Source organism: Allocatenococcus thiocycli (assembly GCF_921292965.1).
Classification (GTDB): domain Bacteria; phylum Pseudomonadota; class Gammaproteobacteria; order Enterobacterales; family Vibrionaceae; genus Vibrio; species Vibrio natriegens.
Map to the genome: position 1 here is coordinate 42,286 of NZ_CAKLCK010000029.1, position 26,104 is coordinate 68,389.

Genomic DNA, 26,104 nt, shown 5'->3' on the forward strand with positions numbered 1-26,104 from the left:
TTTCAAAAATCACAAAGGCCCGATGTAACGTCGGGCCTTTTCATTCATAGCGGTGTAACCCCAATCTTCTATTACCTCTTCCCTGTCTTTCCAATCACTCTCACAAGTTATTAACATTATTCAACACGTGACATATTTCGCGTATGTGTAACGGTATTCGCGTTAGAGTTTGCTTACTGTGTCAACAGCTTATATAAAAACCTAACTTACTCGAAACCTGGAACTGATTATGACTGCACTGATCGTCTTTATTGTTATTGTTCTCCTTATCGCGGCATACGCCATTAGCATCTACAACAAACTAGTGACTCTGCGAAACCGATTCAAAAACAGCTTTGCTCAAATCGAAGTTCAACTCAAACGCCGCTACGACCTAATTCCAAATTTAGTCAACACTGCGAAAGGCTATATGGAGCATGAGAAAGAGACATTCGAACGTGTAATTCAAGCACGAAACCAAGCATTATCTGGTCTTAAGGCAGCGAGTGAAGCGCCAGACAGCGATGCTGCGATAAGCCAACTTAGCCAAGCGGAAGGCATGTTACAAAGCGCTCTGGGTAAACTAAATGTTGTAGTTGAAGCTTACCCAGAGCTAAAAGCCAATGAGACGATGAGCCAACTGCAAGAAGAGTTGACCAGTACAGAAAATAAAGTCGCGTTTGCACGTCAGGCATTTAATGATTCGGTAACCAGCTATAACATCTACAAACAAACTTTCCCTCCCGTCATTTTTGCCAACATGTTTGGATTCCAGGACGGTAAATTGCTCGAGTTTGCTGATAGCGAAGCCATCCAAGAAGCGCCGAAGGTTGTATTTTAAATGGATTTTTTTCACCATCAAGATACTGCGCGTCAGCGAACCGGGCTTTTAGTCATACTGTTTGCGCTGGCAATATTAGCCATCACCAGTCTGGTTAGTATTGCATCGATTGGTATCTATTTTGGCACCACTGGTAAGCCATTTGATACCCAAAACTTCATAACTTATGGTTTGTTGAGCTTTGCCGGAGTAACGTTAGTTGTCTTCGTTAGTTCATTCATTCGGCTTAGCGAGCTAAGTTCAAATGGCGGACGCGGAGTGGCAGAAAGTATTGGTGGCAAACTGATTTCGCCAGATACGTTAGATTCGAAGCACAGGCAATTGCTTAATGTCGTTGAAGAGATGGCAATTGCCTCAGGCATTCCTGTTCCTTCTGTCTACTTGATGGCAGAAGAACAAGGCATTAACGCTTTTGCCGCAGGTATGAGTATCGACGACGCTGTCATTGGCGTAACCCAGGGAGCCCTTGATAGCTTTAATCGTGATGAACTTCAGGGCGTCATCGCTCACGAATTTAGCCATATCCTGAATGGCGACATGCGCCTCAACACTCGACTGATTGGTGTCTTATTCGGCATTACGTGTATCGCTCATTTTGGCCACTTAGTACTGGATAATTCTCACCGTACATCTCGGGGACTTTCTCGTAGCTCTTCAGATTCCAGCAAAGGTTATGCCGCCATTCTACTGATCGCTATCGTCTGTCTGATACTTGGTTGGTTGGGCACACTGTTTGGTTCTATGATAAAAGCCGCGATCTCTCGTCAGCGTGAGTTTTTAGCCGACGCGAGTGCCGTTCAGTTTACTCGCAACGATCAGGGGATAGCAGGCGCACTCAAAAAAATAGGCAGCAATTCTCATGGCTCGACACTTGATACCAAAGCAAGTGACGAAATGAGTCATATGATGTTTGGACAAAGTAAGCTCTCCGGATTTTCTGGTTTGTTTGCAACTCACCCACCGCTTGATGAAAGAATTCGCCGTATTGAGCCTAACTGGGATGGAAACTATTCGCACCTGACTGACAATAGCAGTGCCACTTTTACTGGTGATCAAATAAGCGGATTTGCGGAAAACGCACCATTAACTCCCAACAAGCCAGATACAGCGCCTGTTCAGTTCAATGACGCAGGCCAGCGGTTAATTGAACAACTACCTTCAGAACTTGTGGACCTTGCTCGTGAGCCCTACAGTGCACGCTTCATTACTTTCCTCATCATCTTCGATGGCAGTGATATTCAACGAGAGATGATAAAATGTCACGTACCACCTTCCTCTCAAACGAAGCTACTCCCTTGGTTCGATTACGATATACCGCTTCATCTCCGGTTTCCTTTGCTTGAATTAGCAATACCCGCCCTTAAATCCCTTAGCGAAGGTCAGCGAAATAGACTTTGTGAAGTGCTGCGTGATCTTTCTCAAACTGATAATGATTACTCGCTGGCAGAATGGTGCGTGATCAACTTGCTGGAAAAACAGTTACTTGTTTCTTTTGGGAATACGAAGCAGCAAAAAACATTAAAACAGCTAAAAGAAAGTGTGTTTTGGTTGCTCAGGGAACTGGCTTGGGTTAGCCACTCCCAACAGGATCATGCACAACGCGCGTACCACTCTGCGCTCGCTTGTTTGGGGTTTCCTAAACATGATTTAGAAAAAGCAAATAACAACTGGAGTTTGAGCCGTGCTGCGTTAGAACTGCTACTGCAGTTAAAACCGAAAGAACGAGAAAGGTTTGTTAAGGCATGCCGACTCGCAATCGAGTCTGATGGTGAAGTTACGGTCGCAGAAGGTGAGCTTTATCGAGTTGTGGCTTGCTTCCTTGAAGTACCAGAACCGCCACTAACGATATCTGGTTAGAAACGTACCTTAGTTTTTCGCCTTTAAAACAAAAAGCAAAACGCCAGCGAATTATCGCTGGCGTTTTTCTAACATTATCTTTTTTACGCGGCTTTAAAGCGCTCTGGAACTCGTGTAACGCTTTGGCGGTAACTAAACCACAGATACGTTACTGCCAGAGAGAAGAAGAAGTAAGACAACGCAAACACTATAGGCGAAGTAATCAGTTCCGCAGACATACCCCACATTACACCCGTAACGGTAATCGCCAATTTAGACAGCATGCCACAGATCAACAAGAACAGCGCAAGTTGCGGGAAGCGAGAGCTACGAAAAGCGAAAAAGTAGCAGCTACCAACAGCCAAGGAAGCGATAGAAAGACCTAACATAAATGAATGGAAATGCTCTGCCGATGCCACACCTGCAGAAACAGAAGCGAAAAGCACTAGGAACAGTTTCATAAGTTACCTCACAATAAATCGAAAAAAGCATCCCTTCATAAATGAAAACTCATTTTTCGCTATATTCTGCTCATTTTGCATGCTATTACAAGCACATTTTTTGCTCGCTTTATGTACAACCCACCCAGCCAAATGACCTTATTACAAAAGGTTAACAACTTAATCCTTATAAATCCTTTGTATCCAATACTTAGCTTTAGAAGCTCTCATTTTAGGCAATCTTGTCACAAAGTGTTAACACGGAAATATTTCGTAACTTTTCTCTAAAAATGTGAACTAAATATCTTTGTTCAACATGTTCACCTCATTTCTGTACAGAATCATACAAGACAACGACACCATCCAACCCCATTAACGAGTTATTTACATCTATCGCCGTAGAGGTGCACATGGTTTTATAGATTCAAATAAATTTTAAAACTAACCTCAAAAAGAGATTCCAATCACATATTTATTGGTTATAATCCGCGCCAATTGCGTCAAATGTTGAAAAACGCAAACTTATTTTTATAAAAAACACCTTTAAACCCACCACTCTTTAATGCTGGAGAGAAGGAATTCCAAATGCTGATTGTCAGTGATTGGTTCCATACTCCCGCCAAAGAGTTAACCGAGAGAAAAAATGAGTAAGATTGATAAAGCGATGCGCATCCTGCTAGCAGGTTTCTGCATCAACCTTTGTCTTGGCATCCTATATGCCTGGAGTGTATTCAATAAGGCACTGGTAACTGAGTCCGGTTGGACAGCTGCGGAAGCTTCTGCACCGTACGCAACTGCAACCATCACTTTCTCTATCTGTCTTCTTGTTGCAGGCATCCTACAAGACCGCATGGGTCCACGTTTGATCCTTATTCTTGGTACGGTTCTAACAGGTTTGGGCATGATCGCATCTGGCTTTGTTGACTCACCATTGATGCTGAACATCACTTTCGGTGTGATCACTGGTGCTGGTATCGGCTTTGGTTACGCTTGTTTGTCACCTTCTGCAATGAAATGGTTCCACGCCTCTAAGAAAGGTATGGTTAACGGAATCATCGCAGCAGGTTTTGGTCTGGCAGCTATTTACCTAGCGCCTGTAACATCTGCATTGATCGAAAGCCTGGGCATCCAAACCAGCTTTATGATTCTTGGTGTTGGTGTCCTGGCGATTGCCGTTCCACTTGCAGCAACCATTAACAACCCACCAGCCGATTACACGCCAGCAGAGCCTAAAGTAAAAGAAGGCCAAGCACCTAAAGCGCTTAAAAAGTCTGACGATTTAACCTGGAAAGCGATGCTGAAAACGCCACAGTTCTACTCACTATGGATCATGTATGCGTTTGCAGCTTCTGTTGGTCTTATGATCATCGGTAACATCACGACAATTGCAAGTGTTCAAGCTAACCTGCCTAACGCGGTTTACCTGGCGTCTATTCTTGCAGTATTCAACTCAGGTGGTCGTGTTGTTGCTGGTATGCTTGCAGACAAAATTGGTGGCGTTCGCACGCTTCTGCTTGCTTTCATCCTGCAAGGCGTCAACATGGCGTTGTTCGCAACGTTCGATTCAGAGTTTACCCTAATTATTGGTACCGCTATCGCAGCAGTTGGTTACGGCACACTTCTGGCTGTATTCCCTACTCTTACAGCAGAATTCTACGGTCTGAAAAACTACGGTACTAACTATGGTGTGCTATACACAGCATGGGGTATTGGTGGCGCTATTGGTGCAGCTGTAGTTGGTTACTCAATGACTAACGGCGAAGGTTACACTCTGGCTTACACCGTTTCTGCAGCAATGATGGCAGTATGTATCGTATTAGCGTTCATCACTAAGCCACTACCTGAAGCAAAAGTTGCGAAGCTTAAAATCGCATAATTGTGGATTGATTTGATGATGAAAAGGCTTAACCTATTGGTTAAGCCTTTTTTGTTATCGGTATAAAAATCCTGTCGAATTATGCAAAAACCTGTCGAACTTGCACCAGATTACTATTTAGATAATTTCCTCAAACTAACCCAACATGCTACGCATTGGTACAGTGACTTATTACTAGAGGAAGAGCACCATTGGCTCACAACATTCAAGCAACTGGGCAAACCATCACAATGCCTGTTAGTGCGACTGTATAGCCGTAAAGGGTGTTTGTTTCGCAGTGATAAACTCAATTATCAGGAAATTCCCTCTCTTCACCAAGCCCTGTCAGAGCTCGAACAATCGGGACTTATTGAGCTATCCCCTACGCTGTCCCACCAAGAGTTGGCGTCTAACTTACTGACCAAGTCAGAAATCTCTGCGCTTTACCCTGAGCTACCTAAATCACTGAAAAAGGACAATCTCGTTGAGTGTTTGAGCAATACTGAGTTCGACCAGTTTGATTTACTAATATTTTCTGTGATCCGGCTGAATGCCGCTCATATGATTGATGTCTTGCTCACGTTATTCTTCGCCAATACTCATCAGGATTTAAGCCAGTTCGTACTCGATGATCTTGGCTTGCATCAGTTCGAACACTATCAGTTAAGCAAAGAGCGCCGATTTTTTGATTCGCGAGAGCAAATTGATAGATTGATTGAACTCAGTCAACTCTCAAATCTGTACTGGCAATTTGATCGTAAAGATAAGACCAACCTTGACCTGCTCATTGAAGCGATGCCAAGCCCCGTCAAACATGACTACGTGGATAGAAAGCGTGAACACATGCTTAACGACATAGCCAGAGACTACGAGCGTATCAATGAACTTGAAATCGCACTGGCGCTTTTTGATAAAACCCACCTCCCACCGAGTAGAGAACGCCGCGCACGCATTTATGATAAATTGGAGCAAAACACGCGATTGAGTGACATTGTCACAAGTATGTTAGAAGCACCTATCAATGCCTCCGAGTTTGAAGTGGCACAAAAGCTAGAACAACGCGTAAAGCGAAAACTTGGACAAAAGGTACCAAGAACACCCAAGCCACAATGCAATGAACATCGTCTCGAACTGGATTTATCCCAACAACGTGTCGAACTTGTCACTAAGGAACACTTTGAAAAATTGGGCTGGCAAGTATTTTATGCAGAGAATACGTTGCTCAATGCATTGTTTGGTTTAACCTTCTGGGACGCCATTTTTGCTCCCGTAGAAGGCGCTTTTATAAACGCCTACCAACATCGCCCACTCGATTTGTATCACAGTGACTTTGCTTCTAAACGCGAACAGTTAATCACATCCGCGTTCAATAGCCTCGAAACTGGAAATACAAAACAGTTAATAGAAAGATACGATGCCAAGATTGGGATAAGCAATCCGTTCGTTCATTGGGGCGCGGTAAGTAAAGCGCTTATCGAACATGCACTCACAACCATTCCGACGTCAATGTTAGTCGATCTATTAAGCGTCCAACTCCGTGATCTCAAGCTCTACCGTAATGGTATGCCGGACCTAATTGCGTTTAAGGGAGATCAATTTGAATGGATAGAAGTGAAAGGCCCTGGTGATAAACTGCAAGACAATCAATGGCGCTGGATTAAAGAGTTTAACCGACTTAAGGTACCGTTTTCAGTCTGCTACGTGACTGCCAAAACAGCCACATAAATGGGATTAGCCAGACGTGCCAACACACGGACAGTCACTCGGTAGGACTAACTGAATGCTTTGAGGTAACACTTCGAAACGTACTTTACGCGAGCGATATGGCTCCCCATCTAAATTCAGAGGTAATGGATTTGGGAAGTCAATTTCCAACCAGCTTGTCCGTGTGTGCTTAACGAACTCGCCTGTAATCCTTGGGTTATTGATCTCTTCGATCACTTTAGGCAAGTCATGAGGTAAGAATGGACAAACCAGCGTTAAATCCATTAAACCATCATCGATCATCGCGTTTGGGGCCAACGACTGGCCACCGCCCGCCAAACGGCCATTGCAGAATGCACCGAGTAATATCCCACCTTCGTAGCTTCCGTCATCGACCGTGATAGTTCCATCGTAAGGTTTAAAGCCCAGAGCTTTCACCACACCAGTCAGGGTATAAGCGCCACCACCTAAAAAATTCTTCAATTCGACTGGTGTTTCAGTGGTAATTTCGGCACCAAACCCTGCCGTAGCGACATTGATAAAGTAACGATCATTGGCTTTTACACAATCAACAGAAACGGATTGTCCTTTCACAGCCAAATGCAAGGCGTCAGAAATAGAAACAGGAATACGATTGGCAGTAGCAAAGTCATTGGCGGTGCCAAGTGGAATTATCGCCAGTTCAGGCCGCTGGTCGTCTTCAATTTGGGCAATCGCCGAAACTGCTTCATTGATCGTCCCATCGCCGCCAGCAACAACAATACGCGTAATCCCTTCATTTACGGCTTCCTTAACTAAACGCGACATGTCTTGAGATTCCCAAGTCACACGAACTTGCACGTCGACGCCTTGCTCGCGCGTCTCCATAATTGCGTTTCTTAGCTCGGGTATGCCAGCCTTTTTGCCGTTTAGTATCGCTCGTATTGTTTTCATTGAAATCCGTCTCTGTGGCTTAGTAGCGTTTCTTACTGCTCGGTACTTTCGAGAGTGTAGACAAAAACTCCCTACTTAAAACGGTTAAAGTGGTCTGTTTGATAAATAACTAAGATTTACCCAAATACGGCGTCAAAAACGCACTCACTTCCTCACCGCAAACTCCGACTTCTACTTCAACACCAGCTTGCTCTAAGATAGCGATACCACGGCCGCTGTTGCGAGGATCGGGATCGAGCATGGCAACGACAACCTTTTTGATGCCAGTATTTACCAATGTCACCGCACAGGCAGGCGTTCTTCCAACAAACGAACAAGGCTCAAGTGTCACATAAGCGGTGACCTGCTCTAACGTTCCCTTGTATCCATTCAACGCTTCCACTTCGGCATGATTTCCACCGATAGCCTGAGTGTAGCCCTCGGAGACGATCTGACCGTCTTTAACTAAAACACAGCCTACTGGTGGATTAGGTTGACACGCTGGTAGTGCATTTCTAGAAATCTCCAACGCACGGCGCATAAATTCTTGGCTCATGTAACATCTATTCTTTAATGAAAAACAAAGGACTATAGTAGCGCTCAGCTTTATTCAATACCATCTCTTTGCTTTAACTTATCCAATTGAGGTAAAGCTTTTGGTATGCGAAGTTTAAGATGCTTTTGTTTCATCTGAATTTTGCGCCACATCGACTTGATCAGGCTAGAACTGCATTCTCCACTTTGCATTCGAGATGAACTTTTCTGCCATGAGTCACTGGAATCTGCATGGCGCATCTCCAATTCAGAAGTGTTCACTCGCAACTGCCTGTAAAGGGCGGCTCTCGCCTCTCCCCAGCGACTTTCTTTGAGTAATCGATGCAAGTTCAGCCATGGTGGAATTGGCCTTGAACGGTAATAACGCTTGATGGCTAGAAGGAAAACAAACCCCAAAACCAAAGTGCTCACCAGACCGATAATCCAGACGAAATAGGCTTTAACAAACGACTTTAACGTATGTTTTGCTTGAAATGATTGTCCTTCAATCACGATGCTTTCTAGCTGCTGCGTTTCGCTGTTCCACCATTGGAACTCATAAGCAGGTAACGAGAACTCTCCGCCCTGCTGAATCACATACACACTTTCTTCAGTTCGGGTAGATTGATAGTCTCCACGCGTTTGTGTATCGGTAAGCTGATGAGGCTGCAAGTAAGTTTGATAACTATCGTTAGACTCACCTTTTAGCAGGTCAGGTAGTAACACCGACAAGCTGTCCTGTGCGGTTATCGTTACTTTTCGCGTGATCGCATCGCCAACTTTTAGCGGTTCAGAAGACGTTTCCCAATCTTGATTTACGTCGACATGTGTCGCAGTAAACCACTGGGTATTGTCGCTCAATAAGCCAGACGGTAATGATGCTGAAAACTGAATTGGCTGCGTGTAAAGGGTTCCTGAGACGTTTTTTCCATCAGGTGCTGAAACCTGAACCCTCACAGCAATGGGAGGAACGACAAAATCACCCGATACTTGAGGATACAACGTCACTTCCCAACGTTGGCGCGACCAAGTTTGCCCACCCTTTCTCTCAGTGAAATTGGTTGCCAGTTGGTTACGTTGTTTGGCAATCACATCCGGAATTTCCACAGAGCCAATCCGCGTTCCGCCAGTAAACCAGCGCGGCGTCACCACCTCTATAGTCAGAATGACTTGCTCGTTGACACTGAAGTTGGGTGAGTTACGATTTTCCTCGTTACTTGTCGCTTTACCAACCCACGCTTTTATCTCCACATCATGATTGCGCTGTAACTGATTGATATCTTGTGCACTCACCAAACCGCTTGTACAGAAACTGGTCAATACTATGAAGAAGCAAGGCAGGTAACGGCTCATAACGCGTCGAAATAGCTCCATCATTGCGTTATCTCCTCGTTATCATTACCACGTTCATCAGTAGTACCTCTCGCTGCCGGCGAGTTGAGTTGAATTTGAAATTTTGCACGTAGAAAATCCCTTGGATCAGACTCGACACGTTTTAGCCACTTATCCGCCACCTCTTGATTGCCTAATATGTCTGCGGCACTCAGTGTCTCTTTGATCATCATTTCTTGCGACGTTTGCTCTTCCGCTCCTTCTGCTGTTTGCGGATTATCACCAAGTTCAGTCGACATCTCTTGTTCCGTTCCGGCCTGACTTTCACTCATCTGATTGATGTCCTCAACAATGCCGCCGATGACTTTCAAATTATGCTCAACATCAGGGCGTAGCGCTTGGCTTAGTGTTGGTTTGTTCGCCAATGATTGAAGCAAGTCTCTCGCTGCCAAGTATTCACGTTGACGTGCCAATGCGCTGGCCGCGTTGTATAAACCAAAGTCTCTGACTTCTTCCGAAGGATCATTCTGCATTTCTAAAAACGCGCTATGGGCTAGCTCAAATTCACTGGCATAGTAATAAGCAGTGCCTTTTCGCAAGGGGTCAGAAAACTGTTTTGCCGCTGCTAAGTATTCTTGTTTATTGAACAACCTCTGACCTTGCTGGTCGGGTGTGAGCCACAAGTCCCACCACCACTGGGCGGCTTTGTCGAACGTCGTCACTTTTTGTACAACTTGAGGTTCTTCGGCTTTTAGCGATACATTTTCAGCCATTACCTCGCCGGGCATCATCACGCTTCCAGATACCATTGCGATCAAGCACCATTGAACTAACCAACCTTTTCGGAACCAGATCAGCATAATCAGTGCAATAGGAAACAAAAGCACATACCCCATGTCTTTCCATGGCATAGAAGACTCACCATTAAGCTGCATATTACGCTCTACATACCGGCTCAATTGCTGAATGTCTGTGTTATCAACACTTACTTCAACAAGTCTTCCATCAGTTTTACTTGCAAGTGTTTGCAACGAATCGAGATCGATCGGATTATTACTGACAATATCAGGGTTGCCAGCGGCCAATATCAACAGCTGATAGGGTTTATCGGCAAAATAATCTTCATACTTACTGATGGTGGCGGGGTTAACACCATCCGTCACTAAGAGTACCGTTGAGCCGGCTAATCCTTGTAATTGCTGGCCAATAAGAGGTAATGCCTGCTCCGCGAGTTTACCTTTAACTGGCATAATTTCGGGATCAATTGCCGCGAGGAATGGGTCAAAAACAGCGCTGTCTTGTGTTATCGGCATAGCGACGTGTGCCGTTCCCGCAAACACCACCAACCCCGTTTTACCACCTTTTCTTTCAGCGAGTAGATCACGGATTTTTTGTTTAGAACGTTCTAAGCGACTTGGCGGCAGATCTTTTTGCAACATAGAGTCGCTATTATCCAAAACCACCAGCATTGACGCTTTGTCCTCACCAAATGGTGACGCCTCTCGCTGCCAACTTGGGCCCGCACAAATCAAAATGGCGATGAATACATTGACCATCAGGAGTTTTAGTGGCGATTGTTTCCGCCAGCCATGCTCACCTATTGTCAGTACCTCACGTAAATGATCGGGCAGGATGTCTTTCCAGCTTGGTTTGCTCTCCTCATGCCAGCGTAGCCAAATCAGGAAAACCATCGGGATCAGCGCCAATAGCCACAAAGGACGAATGAAATGAAACTGAGTAAAAAATTGCGTTAAGCTGAGAGAATCAAACATCGTGCTCTCCTACCGATACTTTCCCCGTCGAAAAGCGCGCTTTGGTTCTTCGTCTGAGTGTCGCCACACTGAACGCGAGCAAATGCATCAATACCACCAAGACCATCAGGTAATGGTGCAAACTTTGTTTAGGCCGATAGGTCGTACTTTCATACAACTCTGGCTCAAGCAGGCTGATTTCTTCATAGGCCTTTGCCAACTCGTCCCGGTTGAGCGCTTCAAATGCCTCGCCTCCTGATTCAGCCGCGATTCGTGTAATCGTGTCCATATCAAGCGCCGTTTCACCAATGGTTTGGGGATCGCCCATCGCGATAACGTGCACGCGAACCCCCTTCGCTTTTGCCACTTTTGCCGCGTCTATTGGTTCAACAAAACTGCCAGTGTCGTTGCCATCAGTTAATACAATCGCAACTTTTTCACGCTCTGTCGCTTGCGTTAACTCACTACGAGTCTTATCGCTCTGCTCAAACACTTTTATCGCTAACCCAATCGCGTCTCCAAGGTGCGTACTCTGCCCAGCCATAGCAACGTCAGTTTGATCAAGCAGTTCTAACCACACGCTTTGATCAGCAGTAAACGGGGTTTGCACAAATGCAGCGTCACCGAATAGCACCAAACCAAGTCGATCGCCTTTACGTGACTGCACGAAATCTGCCAACACTTCTTTGGCGGCTTCTAAGCGTGAGATTTTTTCCCCCGTACTTGAGGTAAAATCAACCTCAGCCATTGAGCCAGAAAGATCAACCACAACCATGACATCTCTACCAAGGCTTTCACGAACTTGCGGCTCACCCAGAATCGTGGGCTTAGCCATTGCACAGACAACCAATATCCAAGAGAGAATTAACGTTGCGCGCTGCCACCAACTTGGCGTTAGCTGGCTTGCACCTTCTGACGGAGTTTCACCAATGGCTTCAACCAGTTGGGTAAAAAACGGGACTTTAATCGCTGTCTGTTTAGTACGGTAAGCAGGAACCAGATAATAAACCACGAGTGGCAGGGGTAAAATAATCAGCCATAAAGGGTGCGCAAACGCAAAGCCAGACAGCCCCATAAAAGAGTGGAGATCATTCATTCTGACCACCTTGCTTTGGCTCTGTTCCTGGCGTTGATATATTTGAGCCAGACGTATGCGAATGCTCTTTGACCCAAAAGTTTGCTTTCTCGATCAAAAGCACTCGCTGTTGATACGTAAGCTCGATTTTGGGGTTAACGATACTCTTGAGCCACAATGTGGAAACTTCATCATTGAAAGCCTGTTTTTTCGGTTCCAGCTCGTCAAGTTTAGAAAGAAAAGCACCATCAAACAGTCTCGCATTGCGACTGTCTATATGAATCAAAACAATTTTTAGAATCGAGAATAGCGTTTTCGGCATCTCCCTGTCGCTTGGATTAATCTGACTGATCATATCCAATGCTTCCTTGCGATAGCGGTTTATCCACCATTTACTCAGAATGCGATAAGCCATGTACACTAAAGCCAGCACGAATATCACAGCTAGAATTTTCCAACCAATAGTTTGAGGATACCAGCTGACACTGGGCGGTACGGTTACGTCATGAAGCTCACTCAGAATGTAAGAGCCAGGGGGTTGCGGAAGATCACTCATCTAGCGCCCTCCTACCAATTTTTGAAACTCTTTGACATGCTGGCCAGTGGTATCAAGCTCAATGTAAGGCAGATGCTTAATTGCCATCAGTTGCGCTAAAGATTGACGCTGCACGTCTGTTTTCGCTTCCAGTTTTGCACTTGCAGCTTGCACTTTTGCTTTACTATCCAAATTGAGCTGATATTGACCATCACCAACCACCCATTTTGATGTTGCTAAGTCATCAGGCAGTGTTTGTTCAAGTGGATCACTGACCATCACGGCAAGAATGTCGTTGTGCTGTTGAAGCTGTTTCAGGTGGTCGAGGTGCGGCTCTTCACAGTCACTCCAGTCGCTAATAAAAATCAGCGTGGATTGTTTGAGCTTCATTCGCTTTATCAACTCAATCCAGCGACTAAACGTTACTTTTTCAGAATCAACCGAATCAACGCTAAGGGATTGGTTCGCCCGTGATAAGTGTTTTAGCTGTGTTAAAAGATCGTTTTGCGAACGCTGTGGCTTTGAATGAAACAGGGCTTGATGGGAAGCAATAACAAATCCTACTCGGTCACCATCTTTTAATACTCGCCATCCACACATTGCTGCAACTTCTGCAGCAACTACTGACTTCATCACCTCTGTGGAAGCAAAAAACATCGCACTGCGTTGATCAACACAGACAATGACATTACGATCTTTTTCTTCGGTATAACTGCGCACATGAGGCTTTCCCGTGCGCATCGTCACTTTCCAATCGAGATTACGAATATCATCCCCTAATTGGTAATGACGCAACTCTTCAAAATTCAGTCCGCGACCGCGAAAAAGAGAGTTGTGTCGGCCAGATAACACACTGCCAGCTTTCAGGTGAGGGAGTAAACTAAACGACTCAGCTTGCGCTTGTAATCGCACCAGCCTTGCGTAATCACAATATAAACGGTGATCTATCTCTTCAGGTTTAGGAGCAAGTGTCGGCTTTGCCATATTGCCACCACTTATCCGATTTCAACGTAATCGAGTAATTCCTCAACGACTCGTTGATGATCCACACCGTCAGCTAGCGCGTCATAGGTGAGTGAGAATCGGTGTCCTAATACTGATGGGACCATAGCACGGACATCATCAGGTGTGACATGGTCACGTCCTTGAAGCCAAGCATAGGCGCGAGCACACTTATCCAACGAAATTGAAGCGCGGGGACTGGAGCCAATTTCAATCCATTTAGATAATTGCGAGTCTGCATAACGCTCTGGCTTACGAGTCGCCATCACCAACGCGACAATATAGTCTTCAACTAATTCAGAAACCGCGACATCGGGCAATTGACGGCGTGCTTCTAAAACCAAATCGGGTTCAATATGCTGCGGCGTAACCAACTCGGAACTGGTTTCCGCCCCGAGCTCTTCGCTACGAACCAAACGAATAATCTCGCGCTCAGCAGCATCTTCCGGGTAGTCCACCGTAACCTTCATAATAAAGCGGTCCATTTGCGCTTCAGGCAGAGGGTACGTCCCTTCTTGCTCGATCGGGTTTTGCGTCGCTAGAACCATAAATAGATCGGGTAACACATGCGTTTTATCGCCAACAGTTATTGTGCCTTCAGCCATGGCTTCTAGCAGCGCGGCCTGCACTTTGGCAGGAGCACGGTTAACCTCATCGGCAAGGACAATGCTGTTAAAAATGGGACCCGGCTGAAAATGTAGCTGCGGTTTGCCATCTAACTCCTGATAAACCTCGGTTCCCGTAACGTCCGAAGGCAGAAGATCAGGCGTGAACTGAATGCGACCGAAACTAGTGTTCAGAAGATTGGCTAATGATTTTACTGAACGCGTTTTTGCGGTACCCGGTAAACCTTCCAACAGAATATGTCCATTGGTCAATAAGCCAATCACCAACGCTTGCACCACGTGGCTTTGACCAATGACGCTTTTCTCTGTTTCTTCAATCAGTCTATTGATTGCTTGCTGCGCGTTGTTCATTCGTCTTCCTTACTTAGAATTCTGTTGTTGTAAAATCTGAGATAGACCCACCAGCATAGGTAAGGTGTCATCGAAGAAACGGCGAATACCAGAACAAAGGTAATTCAGCCCTTCTTCACCATCCGGCGTCTTAATAAGGCGATTTTTAGGACATTCGCCCCAACAGTATTTAAGGTAAGGACATTTCTTACAGTAGTCCGGCAATGAATCTCGCTTTGCCATACCAAAGCTAAACTGACGCGTAGAGAATGCCATCTCGTTCAACGAATGTTCGTGAATATTGGAAAGTTTGTATTCTGGATAAACGTAATGGTCACAACTGTACACATCGCCATTGTGCTCTATCGCCAATCCTTTACCGCAAAACTCTGAGGTAATGCAGAGTTGCGCTGGTTTACCCATCACCTGAGCAACCGCCGTTTCAAACAGGTTGACCAACACACGGCCGAGATCATTGTTCACCCACTCAACAAACATTTCACTAAGGAACTTGCCCCAATCATCAGGGTCCACCGACCAATCCGTCACCACTGACATTGGATGTCCAGGCTTGGCTAACTCGCTCCCTATGACAGGGATCATCTGTTCGTTCCAGAACTGAGGCGCGGTAGTGTGAAAGTCATTCGCTTCAACCACGGGCGCAAGCTGAATATAAGTCACGCCCAACTCGCGAGTGAGGAATCGATAAATTTCCACAGGGTACTTAACGTTGTGGCGGTTAACCGTCACCAGCGCATTAAACAGCACCCCATGACGCTGAAGCTTCTCAACCGCTTTCATCACCAGATGAAAAGTCGGTTTACCACTTCGCGTTTTACGGTATTTGTCGTGCAGCTCTTCTGGACCATCGATAGATAAGCCGACCAGGAAGTTATTCGCTAATAAAAATTCACACCACTCATCATTGAGTAAGATACCATTCGTTTGTAAATCGTTTTCAATACGAATTCCGCTAGGTTTGTATTTCTTTTGCAGTTCAACCACTTTACGAAAGTAATCTAACCCAAGCAGTGTCGGTTCACCGCCCTGCCACGAAAATACGATTTGTTCGCCATCTTGACTCTCAATATAACTCTTAACAAACGCCTCTAAGGTTTCATCATCCATCTTGGGTTGTTTTGGTTGATGAAGCAGGTTTTCTTTGTGTAAGTAAAAGCAATATTGGCAGTCAATGTTGCACTTTGCGCCGCCGGGTTTCGCCATCACATGAAAGCGGCGTTCATTTCCCTGCTCGGATTTGAAAGCAGTTTTCATCGGAACAATTGGCATAGCCGTAGAATGACGTGGTGAAGTTTTGCTCATGCAGCCTCTCTTTTGAATGTTGGCTTTTCTACTTTCTTTTTTAAGTATGGCGCTCCTGAGAGCGCCATTCATTTTTATTCTAGTCTTAGCTTAAGTGCAAGGTTACTTAGGAACAAATGAACCTGCTTCCATACGTGGTGGGAACTCTTTAAAGGTATCCATCACTTGTTTTACTTCTTCCATCGCTGGTGCCATTAAGTATGAACGCTCATACATCCAAGTGTTGTAGCCCATGCCCGTATCACCACGTTCAAATGGGTCAATGCTCAAGTCAAAGATCTTCGGTACACGAAGTTTAGTAAATGGTTTCTGCCAAATTTCTAGTCCCGTTTCATTTTCTTGGATCATAAAGTGGAACTTAAACTTACCTTGACGCAGTGCCAGCAGGTCACCATCATCACTCCAGTAAACAAACTCATTTCGAGCTGATTCCTCTGATTTGCCAGTAATGTATGGTAATTGGTTGTAGCCATCTAAATGAACTTTGTAGTTCATATCGCCAACTTTCTTACCTTTGAGCAATTCGTCCGTTACTTTATCGTTACCTGCCGCGGCAACCAATGTCGGGAAGAAGTCTTCCAGTGACATCATACCGTTAAACGTCTTACCGGCTTCGATTTGCCCTGGCCATTTAATCAGCATAGGAACGCGGAATGCACCTTCCCAGCCAGTATTTTTCTCAGAACGGAATGGAGTCATACCAGCGTCTGGCCACAAGTTGATCATTGGTCCGTTATCTGTTGTGTAGACGATGATAGTGTTGTCATCAATGCCTAGCTCTTTAATCTTATTAAGCAGGTGACCGATTTGATCGTCATGCTGTTTCACACCATCAGCGTAGAATCCAGCGCCTGTTTTGCCCTGATATTCTTCTGGAACGTGAGTGAAGTTGTGCATACGAGTAGTGTTGAACCAAGTAAAGAATGGTTTATCCGCTTTTACTTGTTTCTCGATGAAACTTTCTGCCGCATCAAGGAATTCACCATCGACGGTTTCCATGCGTTTACGGGTCAGAGGACCGGTATCTTCAATTTTGCCGTCTGCATACGAGTGAATCACGCCACGAGGGCCGAACTTTTTCTTGAATTCTGGATCTTTAGGGTAATCAACATTCTCTGGCTCTTCTTCCGCATTTAAGTGGTAAAGGTTACCGAAGAACTCATCAAAGCCGTGGTTTGTTGGCAAGTGCTCGTCTCGGTCACCCAAATGGTTTTTACCAAACTGACCCGTTGCGTAACCAAGCTCTTTAAGCATGGTTGCAATCGTTGGGTCCTCTTTGGAAATACCTTCAGGTGCGCCAGGCAAGCCTACTTTAGACAAACCTGTACGTTTAGGCATCTGACCGGTAATAAATGCTGAACGGCCTGCTGTGGAACTTTGCTGGGCGTAAAAGTTAGTAAACTTCGCACCTTCTTGAGCAATCGTGTCAATATTCGGTGTGTTGTAAGCCATCATCCCTTGGTTATAGGTACTGAGGTTCCAGTAACCAACATCATCACCAAAGATAACAAGGATGTTCGGTTTGTCAGCTGCGTATGCGGTTGCAGAAGCAGCACCTAGCGCTAAAGTACATGCGTTAAGTACGAGTTTTTTACTGCTCGTTTTGGTCGCATTTTTCATATTTTCTCCAAAAGTTCGCTGATGCATTAAAATGGCATTCGCATTCCAATACCATTACTGTTATAAGATAAAGCACTAATTTCAGACGATAAATACCGTCAGGATTAGTTGATCTATAAATCTAATTTATGAGTAGCGTTATGGACTTAAACCTTATCCAAACTTTTCTGGTCGTCGCCGAGTTCCAATCCTACACAAAGGCAGCGGAGCAACTTGGGTTGACGCAACCTGCAGTAAGCGCAGCGATAAAGCGTTTAGAACAAGTCGTAGATAAACAGTTATTCGTTAAAAAAGGCCGCGGAATAGCTCTTACTTCCACCGCACATCAATTGCTTCCTCAATTTCAGCAAGCGGTAAGTATCATTGATAGTGCAATATCTGATAAAAACCATTTTGAAGTATGCTGCTCAGAGATTTTGCTACATAGCATGCCTCCTATTGAAAACGTGGTGTTTTATGAATCTCCACCGGAAAAATACATTCTCTTTGAGCTTATAAGGCAACAAAAAGTCGACTTAGCTATAGATACAGTCATAACAAAAGACTCTGCATTTGTTATTGAAGATGCATACTCAGAAGAAGCGGTAGTCATTTGCCGAGAAGACCATCCTAGAATCCAAGGAACACTTACAAAACAACAGTTTTATGAAGAAAGCCACTGTTTGTTTTCGGGAAAATGGGAAAACATGACTGGGTTCGAACAACTTGCCAAAGAAAATATACAGGAACGAAAAGTCGATTTAGTGACATCCTCCCTGGCAGGCATGGCTTTATATGTTGCCGACCGAGATTGCTTGGGCGTCGTTTCTAAATCGTTTGCAAAGAAATGGAGTAAGGCGCTAAACCTGCAAGTGCTCCCTTGCCCTATTTCGATTCATTCCATCCCTTACAAATTTGTCTATCACAAGCGTGAAATTGACAATCCTGCTCATCTTGCCCTGCGCCAAAAAATTAAAGAGCTACTTGTCGCCGCCCATGGCAAGCCATTCAAGCAATAAAGCCATCATTCAACTAAACGCCGATCTTTGACTTTTGTCCGTTAATACAACTTTTCAAAATACATGCATCGGCTCTACTACTGTATTGACTATGTAGTAACAAATTCTGAACAAACCAAACGCAATGCAACAAAGTTTATAGTATATAAATTAACTATTTGCAACAAATTGTATATGGAGTACCAACCTGTTTATGGAACTAGGATCGGTTTATCTTTTGGGTTGATTTAGGCTCCTTACTCTAAACACCTTGCTGTAATCTTTGGTATTTAATCTGTTATTTTGCTTTAATGAGTTTAAACTTCATTTACCCAAGTAACTCCATGAATTTGCGCCTCATTCTTTTACTCTGCATTGTTAGTCTCTTTGCTGGCTGTGCCACTTATGCTGGTCTGAATTACGACGTGCTTTTTGGCCCTCAACTGGTACGAGAGCGTACCGCGAGTGCTGAAACACAGCATGCAAACTTTTTCCAAAACAAAGTAAAGCCGATCGTGGATAATCGTTGCGTGGTTTGTCACGCGTGCTACGACGCACCTTGTCAGTTGAAACTCTCATCGGTTGAGGGCATTGATAGAGGTGCGACGAAAAAGCTGGTTTACGAAGGCACACGTCTTACTGCGGTCGCACCCACCCGTCTTTTTGAAGACGCAGAAACCACTCAAGAATGGCGTGATGCCGGCTTTCACCCGGTCTTAAATGAACGTGAGCAAAGCATGGCTGCGAACTTGGATGCAGGCTTAATCGCAAGACTGTTAGTGCAAAAAGAACGTCATCCTCTGCCCGATCAAGTTCAGTTGGAAGGGTTTGATTTTTCGATAGACAGAGAACAAACCTGCCCGACCATCGAAGAATATGAGCAGTATGAGAAAGACAACCCGACTTGGGGAATGCCTTTTGGCATGCCAAACCTGACAGACTCTGAGTATCTTACATTGATGACCTGGCTGGAAAATGGCGCAGTCATGAATAGCCACACGCCGATTAGCAGGCATGAACAAGCCGAGATTACTAAGTACGAATCGTTACTGAATCAGGATGACTTCAAGAACCAACTCATGGCGCGCTACATCTATGAGCATCTGTTCTTATCTCATTTGTATTTCTCTGAGCTAAGCGATAAGCCGACCCGTCGCTTTTTCTCTCTGGTTCGCTCCCAGACCCCTCCGGGTCAGCCTGTAAAACGTATTTCAACTCGTCGGCCATATGATGATCCAAACACGGAACGTGTTTACTACCGAATCATTCCAGAGCAAGGCACTATTTTAGACAAAACACATATGCCATATGCGTTAAATCAACAGCGTATCGACAATTGGAAGAAGTGGTTTATTCAACCTGACTATACGGTCAATGAGCTACCTAGCTATGAACCAGAAGTTGCCGCGAACCCAATGACTTCATTTACTGACATTCCAGTGAAGTCGCGTTTTAAGTTCATGCTCGACAATGCGCAAAATACCATTATGGCGTTTATTAAAGGTCCGGTTTGCCGTGGTCAGTTGGCACTCAACGTCATTAACGATCGTTTCTGGGTATTCTTCCTCGACCCTGATAAAAGCGATATTCCTGAAGTGAACGAGTTTTATCGCTCACAAGCAGAAAACTTAAAGCTGCCAAGCGAGTTAGAAAGCAACACGCTGCCTGTGGCGAACTGGGTTAAATACTCTCGCCAACAAGCTCGCTACCTTGAAGCGAAGTCGGACTTTGCAAACCATTGGTTCAAACATGGCGAGCACCTGTCTACTGACGTTATCTGGGATGGTGATGGAACCAACGCTAATGCTGCTCTGACCGTTTTCCGCCATTTTGACAGTGCTTCGGTTGTGCAAGGTTTAGTGGGCGACCAGCCTAAAACGGTCTGGGTCATGGATTACGTGTTGCTCGAAAGAGTCCATTACCTGCTCGTAGCCGGGTTTGATGTCTACGGCAACTTTGGCCACCAACTGATTACGCGTATGTTTATGGACTTTCTGCGTATGGAAGGCGAAAGTAACTTTATCTCATTATTACCGGCAGACATGCGTCACCAGTTGCAATCCAGCTGGTATCAAGACCAAAGCCCTCAATTATCGGATTTCTTATTGAGAAATGTTAAGCCGTTTAATCAGCCGACAAGCATTGTTTACCAAACGGATGATCCGAAGTCTGAATTGCTTAACAAGCTGAAAGAAGATCTGTCTCCGATTCTGCGCCCTCGTTATGAGATCACCAATACAGCGCTCTCCGATGAGAATGAAAAGCAGATAAAACGTATCGGACAGGTACGTGGTGAAGGGTTAAAACCAGTGCCTCAGATAACTATGTTGATGGTGCGCAGCAAGTCTGGAAAAGATGAACTCTTTACCCTGCTCCACAATAATGCGCATACAAATATCTCCAGCTTGTTCGATGAAGAAAGTAACCGCAACTTCTCAGAAGATGATATGACTATCGTCCGTGGTGTGGTTGGAAGTTATCCCGCTGCGTTTTTTTCGATAGAAGAAGCGCAAGTAAAAGATTTTGTCGATCAATTCAGCAATATTCAAAATGAAGAGGATTACGTTAAGTTATTGGATCGTTTTGCGATTCGTCGTAGCTCACAAAAGTTCTGGCCGTTCAGCGATCGACTTCATCATTGGTACCGTACAAATCAACCGATCGAATTTGGATTACTTGACTATAATCGTTTTGAGAACAGATAAGAAACCACAAACCTCGCTACTTTCATATAATTACATCTTATATCAGCAAGTTGCGGGGTTTTGTTTTTCTCTATTCGTGCTTATTTAGCAAAATAACTTGTCCCATTTGCGTCCCATTTTGTTATTTTTGCCCCAAAATCGCCCCAGATTTTTAAGTTGGGGCGCAAGGTCAAAGTGCCTCCTAGCTACTGGCCAGCAATTGTTTTATTTGCTGCTGTTGCGCCCAAATCATTGCGTAACGTAATTCACCATGGCGCAAGTTCCAGCGCTCATATGGGACATCGTTTTCATCTAAAACTGGCACTTCTTCATAGATTGGCTTTTCGTATGTCTCTTCACCGTCCTCCACCCACTCTGTACCAACCTGCACCAGCTCCACTAACGCATCTTTACCAACAAAGCCGTAATTAAATGCATCAAATCCGGCATCTTTAAATGCATCGTAAACATCCTGAGCAATAGGTCCTACGTGATATCTTGCTTCATCGCCCTTTTCTTCTACCGCACTGATCCATCTCCATAGCTGGATATTGTCAATAAGAGCAATAAGCACATCAACAAACTCAGACGGCATTGCTGTGAAGTCTGTTTTCTCGCGTCTGTCTGATGTAGTGATAGAGCCATTTACAGCACAAACCTCAGTCCATCTTAAAGAAGGCGTACCACTAGAGCCTGTATTGTCCGCGCCGTGGGATGTTGCGCTCATCGATGTTCTTAGCGATACGTTAGATACACTGGCTCTAGGCAAGAACTCAATTGCTTTTGACGAATCAAAAGAAGATGAGGTGTCATAGCGAATTGTGCCGAACTCAACCCCAGTGCCGTCTCTTGCATCCCTTAGTGTAACTGCCGTATCTGCCAGACCTTGATCTTGGAATACTGCCGTGTGCGGGTTAGACATGCTAGAGCCGCCAACTTCTGAGTTGTTCCCGAACTGCTGGTGCGACGGGGATGGAATACTAATGTTCGGACAGTTTTTGAACTCAATTAGCTTGTTGTTGTTTGATGATTTCGGGGTGCCTGTAATTTTTACTCGACCGCGCGAACTGCCCATACTGGCGTTAAACCACAATCCAGTTACGGTTTCACAGCGTACACCTGAATCATCACTGTCATGCCACACTTCCCAAAAGTCAGTAGCAACCCCATCAAGTATTGCCTGGTTACAGTTACGCTCAACATAACCGCCAGTTATTGTTGTGCCACGTGCATCTGAGCCGCCAGCATTCGTACGATAGTAACCAGGGCCGTAGTTATACTCCAATACCGGATTAGATATAGTCACGCCGTGAACCTGACCGAGCGCCATACCCCAGTTAGCAATTCTGTTTTCGCTTTCATTAAAGCGTCTTGCTTCCCAATCTTCCGTGGTTTCATCTGGCAGCTGGCGACCGTTTGAGTGCGCGCGAGGGTTGACGATGTTTAACCCGTTACAGTCTCGGCTTTCTGTTGACTCTGGTATTAAATCCGTCAACTGCGTAGCAATAGCAATACCAGCCCCATAGTTGTTATACGCCACAATGTTACGCATGTTGTTGTACCAAGACTTAACAACATGGAACGCTCGGTAACGTGTATTTATAACTACAATGTTTTCCGCTAACGAATCGTTGTTAGCGTAGTTCTCATACAAACCAAATCCAGCCAGCGCATTACCATCAAGCTTAAAGTTTCTTGCTATGTAGTTTCTCGACGCGCCACTATCAGAACCGATATCAATTCTTGACAGTTTAAGGACAGCAAAAATGTCATTAACAGGGCCAATGTATTTGAGAATTGTATGACCAGTCTCGCCCGTCCAGCTAAAACCTACGCCTTCATGTGTTGTTCTATCACGGCTTGGTGAGAAGCCTTCAGGGTGATCTGGATGAGCACCAATAGCATAGACGCCGGATGTGTATTTGATATAGCGACTGGGACAGGTTGCATCACACTTAGATATCGAATAAATATCATCGGTGCTTTCATCTCTCTGTGCGCCATACATCTCTGGGGTTTCGTAACCCAGTTCATTAATTCGGACAAGACAACCCTCGCCCTCTGAAGTTTCTCCGATACCGTCCAGAAATGCCGGGATCGAAGATACGGCACCACTAAAAGGCACTGTGGTAGAAATGACAGTACCACCGTTGTGTGAGGTTTTTGGGTAAGTTGGGATATAAACAAAATCACCACCACCCTTTGGTGGGGACTCGATAGGTGCAAGGCCGTTTGCATATCGAGTGATGGTTATCGCTTGATACGGAACCAGATTGGCATTTAATGCATCTGCCAGCGTAGCAAAGCTTGTGATTTGAGCAACAAAGTCTACATCAATCCCGCCAATTGTGGCGTTGAAGTCATAAAGATTGCTAACAGTGCCTGATGCGACAGGCGACAACGCCACATTTTCAATCTTACCGTTAGTCAGAACACTCACATGTGTCGTTCCGGCTGGCACAACATCGCCGTCTTGGATGAAACTGCCATTCGAGCCGCGGTATAGGCTTGCACCTGGTTGTAGCAGTCTTTCTTCGACTTCGAGTGCTGCGGCAATGCCTTGATCGTATATTTTGTGAAAATAGAACTCTTGAACATCGCTCGCATTCAGAACGGTCATTGAGTACTCAGAATTTATGAGAACGAACTTCTGCACTTGGCCGTTACCATCAACAAGCATGCCGGCAGAATTAATTTTTATTGGCTGATCGACAAGAACTAACGTGCCGTTCTCTTGCTCAATGTATGCCTGAATTTGGTTTGCTTCTACTGTAGGGTCAGTATCTACCTGACCAACATACACGCTGCCATTCGTACACGCTTTAAACTTGTCGTTAAGCGTGAACAGGTTGGAAGGCATACTGATAACAGTATTTGGATAAGTCATTCTTACTTTCTCCGGTAAGTGTTCAGCCTTTCAGGCAATAAAAAACCCGCCGAAGCGGGCTTGGTTAAATTGACTTGCGTTTATTTCAGGGTTAATCTTTAAGGGCACTGGCAAAATCCAGTGCCGGGATTCGCAGCCCGAATTGTTCCAGAGGCGCATGTCGCCAGCTTATCGCTGGTTTTTTTATGCGATAAATCCGCACATCTGAATTATGGTGGGCTGGATGAGGCGACTTCGGTCGGCCGCGTTTCCTTTGGAGCGGTACTGCGAACCTTGTTCAGTTCACCACCCAATTTCGCAGTTTGGAGGTGAGCTTCTTTAAATCCAAAGGAGTATTCACATGTCTAATCTTTCTATCCTTTCTAAAGAAATCCGCACTCATAACAATCTGTACTCTTTGAATGATCTTCATAAGGCGTCAGGCAATAATAAAAACCACCAGCCAGCTTTCTTTATGAGAGTCGATCAAACAAAAGAATTGATTGACGAGATTAACCGATCTGCAAATATGCAGATCGCCGTAGAAACCAAGCGAGGCGGAGCAAACCAAGGCACTTGGGTCTGCAAAGAACTGGTTTACGCTTACGCCATGTGGATTAGCGCTAAATTCCATCTTCAAGTGATCCGCGCTTTTGATGCCATGACGCAAGGCCAACAATACGACCTCGATTTATCTCGCTACCATTTCCCACTAGAAACCGCTTCCCCTTCCGACCGCCAATTTCAAAACGCCATCATGACACCACAAAGACTGCTTTCTAATCGCGCCCCTGAGATGGAGCTGCTTACCATGTTAGAAAATGATGGTTACAACGTGGACGGCGTAAAGGTTCGGTTGGAGTCGCTTTATCACTTAGCTGAGTATCAGGCTTTCTATAACGAGATGTTCACCGAACTGCACGAAAGCTTAGATAGAGTCACCCAAATGGCGAACCGTCACCGTCAATCGGTTTGGGGCAATAACGTGAACTTCACGAAGCCGCTACAGAGAAAATGGTTTGATATTTAGGCATAAAAAAGCCCCGACATTTATCGGGGCTTACTTTTGTTTGATGGCTTTTATCAAGTGCGCTATCGAGAACAACCACAGCGGCGTCCAGATAAACAAGAATCGCCATGTTTCTAAATCATTCATGTCATTATCCTTTCAGTAGTAATGGCACAACAATTTGCAGCAAAGAAAATAGTTTCCACACTGCAATGATGCAGCTTATTCCGGCAACTGCTGACCAGAGATTTTTCCTGAATTCGCTTGGAGAGTTGTTCATGCTACCACCCAATAACCGCTAACAACTTAGCGGCACCGAACATCATTCCAGTTAGCCCGAACATCAAAAACACTATCCAAATGAGGATGAACCGCCAGTTTGTTAATCTTTCACCCATGAGTCGCAACTCCTGTAATATTTTGCTAAGATTATTCATAAGTCCTCGTTACTCTCTTAACGCTGGAAATAAAGAACCCCGAGATGCCGCTAACACCTCGGGGTTTTTGTTTTGAATACAAAAAGCCCAGACGCACATTCATGCATCTGGGCTTTGTTTTGTTGGTTACTTTATGGTTTGTAACGCGAGCGCTTGGTGGTTATATGGAATAAACCAAGCTAGTCATTTTGATTGTTTTCTAATCTGGCTACTTTCAACTCAAGCGTACTTTTTTCACCTTTTAGGTAATTAATCTCATCGACCAATTTATCTATTCTTTCTTCATGTTTCTGCAATCTCTTGTCATTTTTACCAGCAAAAACCCATCGAATCCAAAAATCAACTATCAAATAGAGTGAAATAAAATAAATGATATCTGTCATAGAGAATGCATTAAAAAACCAATCCTTCATGTTCGCAACCATCTAGATAAGTG

At 44.9% G+C, this 26,104-nt stretch carries 20 protein-coding genes; 7 read left to right on the top strand and 13 right to left on the bottom strand.

Features of this window, described 5'->3' with window-relative positions:
• Nucleotides 1–229: 229 nt before the first annotated feature.
• Together L9Q40_RS10295 and L9Q40_RS10300 are read left to right on the top strand one after the other, a co-directional pair.
• The gene (locus L9Q40_RS10295) at nucleotides 230–820 is read left to right on the top strand and encodes a LemA family protein (RefSeq protein WP_498793200.1); all 591 of its coding nucleotides are present in this window, start codon (nucleotides 230–232) and stop codon (nucleotides 818–820) included.
• Nucleotides 821–2,677 (top strand): M48 family metallopeptidase, encoded by a 1,857-nt coding sequence (locus tag L9Q40_RS10300; protein ID WP_498793201.1) that lies wholly within the window; start codon nucleotides 821–823, stop codon nucleotides 2,675–2,677.
• Nucleotides 2,678–2,760: 83 nt separating this feature from the next.
• Here L9Q40_RS10300 and L9Q40_RS10305 read toward each other — a convergent pair whose 3' ends face one another.
• Nucleotides 2,761–3,117 (bottom strand): hypothetical protein, encoded by a 357-nt coding sequence (locus L9Q40_RS10305; protein WP_014234081.1) that lies wholly within the window; start codon nucleotides 3,115–3,117, stop codon nucleotides 2,761–2,763.
• A 622-nt stretch (nucleotides 3,118–3,739) separates the two neighbouring features.
• Here L9Q40_RS10305 and L9Q40_RS10310 point away from each other — a divergent pair.
• A complete protein-coding gene (locus L9Q40_RS10310) occupies nucleotides 3,740–4,972 on the top strand; it encodes an L-lactate MFS transporter (RefSeq protein ID WP_498793202.1) in 1,233 nt (410 codons plus the stop codon).
• An 81-nt stretch (nucleotides 4,973–5,053) separates the two neighbouring features.
• Complete coding sequence (locus L9Q40_RS10315; protein ID WP_498793203.1) at nucleotides 5,054–6,676, top strand: VRR-NUC domain-containing protein; 1,623 nt, start codon at nucleotides 5,054–5,056, stop codon at nucleotides 6,674–6,676.
• Between the two features lie 6 nt (nucleotides 6,677–6,682).
• On the opposite strand, the gene yegS is transcribed toward L9Q40_RS10315, so the two are convergent.
• From yegS to L9Q40_RS10365, 10 genes are all read right to left on the bottom strand, one after another.
• Nucleotides 6,683–7,588, bottom strand: a complete 906-nt coding sequence (gene yegS, locus L9Q40_RS10320; protein WP_498793204.1) for a lipid kinase YegS — start codon at nucleotides 7,586–7,588, stop codon at nucleotides 6,683–6,685.
• 109 nt (nucleotides 7,589–7,697) lie between these two features.
• The gene (locus tag L9Q40_RS10325) at nucleotides 7,698–8,123 is read right to left on the bottom strand and encodes a bifunctional diaminohydroxyphosphoribosylaminopyrimidine deaminase/5-amino-6-(5-phosphoribosylamino)uracil reductase RibD (protein WP_014234077.1); all 426 of its coding nucleotides are present in this window, start codon (nucleotides 8,121–8,123) and stop codon (nucleotides 7,698–7,700) included.
• A 50-nt stretch (nucleotides 8,124–8,173) separates the two neighbouring features.
• Nucleotides 8,174–9,478, bottom strand: coding sequence for a BatD family protein (locus tag L9Q40_RS10330; RefSeq protein WP_498793205.1), 1,305 nt, complete (start codon nucleotides 9,476–9,478; stop codon nucleotides 8,174–8,176).
• Nucleotides 9,475–11,205, bottom strand: a complete 1,731-nt coding sequence (locus L9Q40_RS10335) for a vWA domain-containing protein (protein WP_498793206.1) — start codon at nucleotides 11,203–11,205, stop codon at nucleotides 9,475–9,477. Before L9Q40_RS10335 ends, L9Q40_RS10330 begins: the two co-directional genes overlap by 4 nt.
• On the bottom strand, nucleotides 11,198–12,280 hold the full coding sequence (locus L9Q40_RS10340) for a vWA domain-containing protein (RefSeq protein ID WP_498793207.1): 1,083 nt from the start codon (nucleotides 12,278–12,280) through the stop codon (nucleotides 11,198–11,200). The genes L9Q40_RS10335 and L9Q40_RS10340 overlap by 8 nt, the downstream gene beginning before the upstream one ends.
• Nucleotides 12,273–12,815: a DUF4381 domain-containing protein gene (locus L9Q40_RS10345; RefSeq protein ID WP_498793208.1), complete on the bottom strand. Its 543-nt coding sequence runs from the start codon at nucleotides 12,813–12,815 to the stop codon at nucleotides 12,273–12,275. The genes L9Q40_RS10340 and L9Q40_RS10345 overlap by 8 nt, the downstream gene beginning before the upstream one ends.
• Nucleotides 12,816–13,778, bottom strand: coding sequence for a DUF58 domain-containing protein (locus L9Q40_RS10350; protein ID WP_498793209.1), 963 nt, complete (start codon nucleotides 13,776–13,778; stop codon nucleotides 12,816–12,818).
• 11 nt (nucleotides 13,779–13,789) lie between these two features.
• On the bottom strand, nucleotides 13,790–14,773 hold the full coding sequence (locus tag L9Q40_RS10355; protein ID WP_498793210.1) for an AAA family ATPase: 984 nt from the start codon (nucleotides 14,771–14,773) through the stop codon (nucleotides 13,790–13,792).
• 9 nt (nucleotides 14,774–14,782) lie between these two features.
• Entirely contained in the window at nucleotides 14,783–16,075 is a 1,293-nt protein-coding gene (locus L9Q40_RS10360) for an anaerobic sulfatase maturase (protein WP_498793211.1), read from the bottom strand.
• Nucleotides 16,076–16,177: 102 nt separating this feature from the next.
• Nucleotides 16,178–17,695: an arylsulfatase gene (locus tag L9Q40_RS10365; protein ID WP_014234069.1), complete on the bottom strand. Its 1,518-nt coding sequence runs from the start codon at nucleotides 17,693–17,695 to the stop codon at nucleotides 16,178–16,180.
• A gap of 140 nt (nucleotides 17,696–17,835) precedes the next feature.
• On the opposite strand from L9Q40_RS10365, the gene L9Q40_RS10370 reads away from it, so the two are divergent.
• Together L9Q40_RS10370 and L9Q40_RS10375 are read left to right on the top strand one after the other, a co-directional pair.
• Entirely contained in the window at nucleotides 17,836–18,693 is an 858-nt protein-coding gene (locus tag L9Q40_RS10370; protein ID WP_498793212.1) for a LysR family transcriptional regulator, read from the top strand.
• Nucleotides 18,694–19,016: 323 nt separating this feature from the next.
• The gene (locus tag L9Q40_RS10375) at nucleotides 19,017–21,377 is read left to right on the top strand and encodes a fatty acid cis/trans isomerase (protein ID WP_498793213.1); all 2,361 of its coding nucleotides are present in this window, start codon (nucleotides 19,017–19,019) and stop codon (nucleotides 21,375–21,377) included.
• A gap of 181 nt (nucleotides 21,378–21,558) precedes the next feature.
• On the opposite strand, the gene L9Q40_RS10380 is transcribed toward L9Q40_RS10375, so the two are convergent.
• Nucleotides 21,559–24,243 carry a phage tailspike protein gene (locus L9Q40_RS10380; protein WP_498793214.1) on the bottom strand — a complete coding sequence of 895 codons (2,685 nt, stop codon included), beginning with the start codon at nucleotides 24,241–24,243 and terminating at the stop codon, nucleotides 21,559–21,561.
• Between the two features lie 340 nt (nucleotides 24,244–24,583).
• Here L9Q40_RS10380 and L9Q40_RS10385 point away from each other — a divergent pair, with 340 nt between their 5' ends.
• Nucleotides 24,584–25,252 carry a KilA-N domain-containing protein gene (locus L9Q40_RS10385; RefSeq protein ID WP_498793215.1) on the top strand — a complete coding sequence of 223 codons (669 nt, stop codon included), beginning with the start codon at nucleotides 24,584–24,586 and terminating at the stop codon, nucleotides 25,250–25,252.
• 595 nt (nucleotides 25,253–25,847) lie between these two features.
• Here the strand turns inward: L9Q40_RS10385 and L9Q40_RS10390 are convergent.
• A complete protein-coding gene (locus tag L9Q40_RS10390) occupies nucleotides 25,848–26,081 on the bottom strand; it encodes a hypothetical protein (RefSeq protein WP_498793216.1) in 234 nt (77 codons plus the stop codon).
• Nucleotides 26,082–26,104 lie beyond the last annotated feature (23 nt).

Coding starts and splice junctions, on each gene's coding strand:
- L9Q40_RS10305 (WP_014234081.1), bottom strand. CDS start 3,117: ATGAAACTGTTCCTAGTGCTTTTCGCTTCTGTTTCTGCAGGTGTGGCA.
- L9Q40_RS10390 (WP_498793216.1), bottom strand. CDS start 26,081: ATGAAGGATTGGTTTTTTAATGCATTCTCTATGACAGATATCATTTAT.
- L9Q40_RS10380 (WP_498793214.1), bottom strand. CDS start 24,243: ATGACTTATCCAAATACTGTTATCAGTATGCCTTCCAACCTGTTCACG.
- L9Q40_RS10350 (WP_498793209.1), bottom strand. CDS start 13,778: ATGGCAAAGCCGACACTTGCTCCTAAACCTGAAGAGATAGATCACCGT.
- L9Q40_RS10345 (WP_498793208.1), bottom strand. CDS start 12,815: ATGAGTGATCTTCCGCAACCCCCTGGCTCTTACATTCTGAGTGAGCTT.
- L9Q40_RS10340 (WP_498793207.1), bottom strand. CDS start 12,280: ATGAATGATCTCCACTCTTTTATGGGGCTGTCTGGCTTTGCGTTTGCG.
- L9Q40_RS10360 (WP_498793211.1), bottom strand. CDS start 16,075: ATGAGCAAAACTTCACCACGTCATTCTACGGCTATGCCAATTGTTCCG.
- L9Q40_RS10315 (WP_498793203.1), top strand. CDS start 5,054: ATGCAAAAACCTGTCGAACTTGCACCAGATTACTATTTAGATAATTTC.
- L9Q40_RS10370 (WP_498793212.1), top strand. CDS start 17,836: ATGGACTTAAACCTTATCCAAACTTTTCTGGTCGTCGCCGAGTTCCAA.
- L9Q40_RS10365 (WP_014234069.1), bottom strand. CDS start 17,695: ATGAAAAATGCGACCAAAACGAGCAGTAAAAAACTCGTACTTAACGCA.
- L9Q40_RS10300 (WP_498793201.1), top strand. CDS start 821: ATGGATTTTTTTCACCATCAAGATACTGCGCGTCAGCGAACCGGGCTT.
- L9Q40_RS10295 (WP_498793200.1), top strand. CDS start 230: ATGACTGCACTGATCGTCTTTATTGTTATTGTTCTCCTTATCGCGGCA.
- L9Q40_RS10310 (WP_498793202.1), top strand. CDS start 3,740: ATGAGTAAGATTGATAAAGCGATGCGCATCCTGCTAGCAGGTTTCTGC.
- L9Q40_RS10375 (WP_498793213.1), top strand. CDS start 19,017: ATGAATTTGCGCCTCATTCTTTTACTCTGCATTGTTAGTCTCTTTGCT.
- L9Q40_RS10355 (WP_498793210.1), bottom strand. CDS start 14,773: ATGAACAACGCGCAGCAAGCAATCAATAGACTGATTGAAGAAACAGAG.
- yegS (WP_498793204.1), bottom strand. CDS start 7,588: ATGAAAACAATACGAGCGATACTAAACGGCAAAAAGGCTGGCATACCC.
- L9Q40_RS10335 (WP_498793206.1), bottom strand. CDS start 11,205: ATGTTTGATTCTCTCAGCTTAACGCAATTTTTTACTCAGTTTCATTTC.
- L9Q40_RS10325 (WP_014234077.1), bottom strand. CDS start 8,123: ATGAGCCAAGAATTTATGCGCCGTGCGTTGGAGATTTCTAGAAATGCA.
- L9Q40_RS10385 (WP_498793215.1), top strand. CDS start 24,584: ATGTCTAATCTTTCTATCCTTTCTAAAGAAATCCGCACTCATAACAAT.
- L9Q40_RS10330 (WP_498793205.1), bottom strand. CDS start 9,478: ATGATGGAGCTATTTCGACGCGTTATGAGCCGTTACCTGCCTTGCTTC.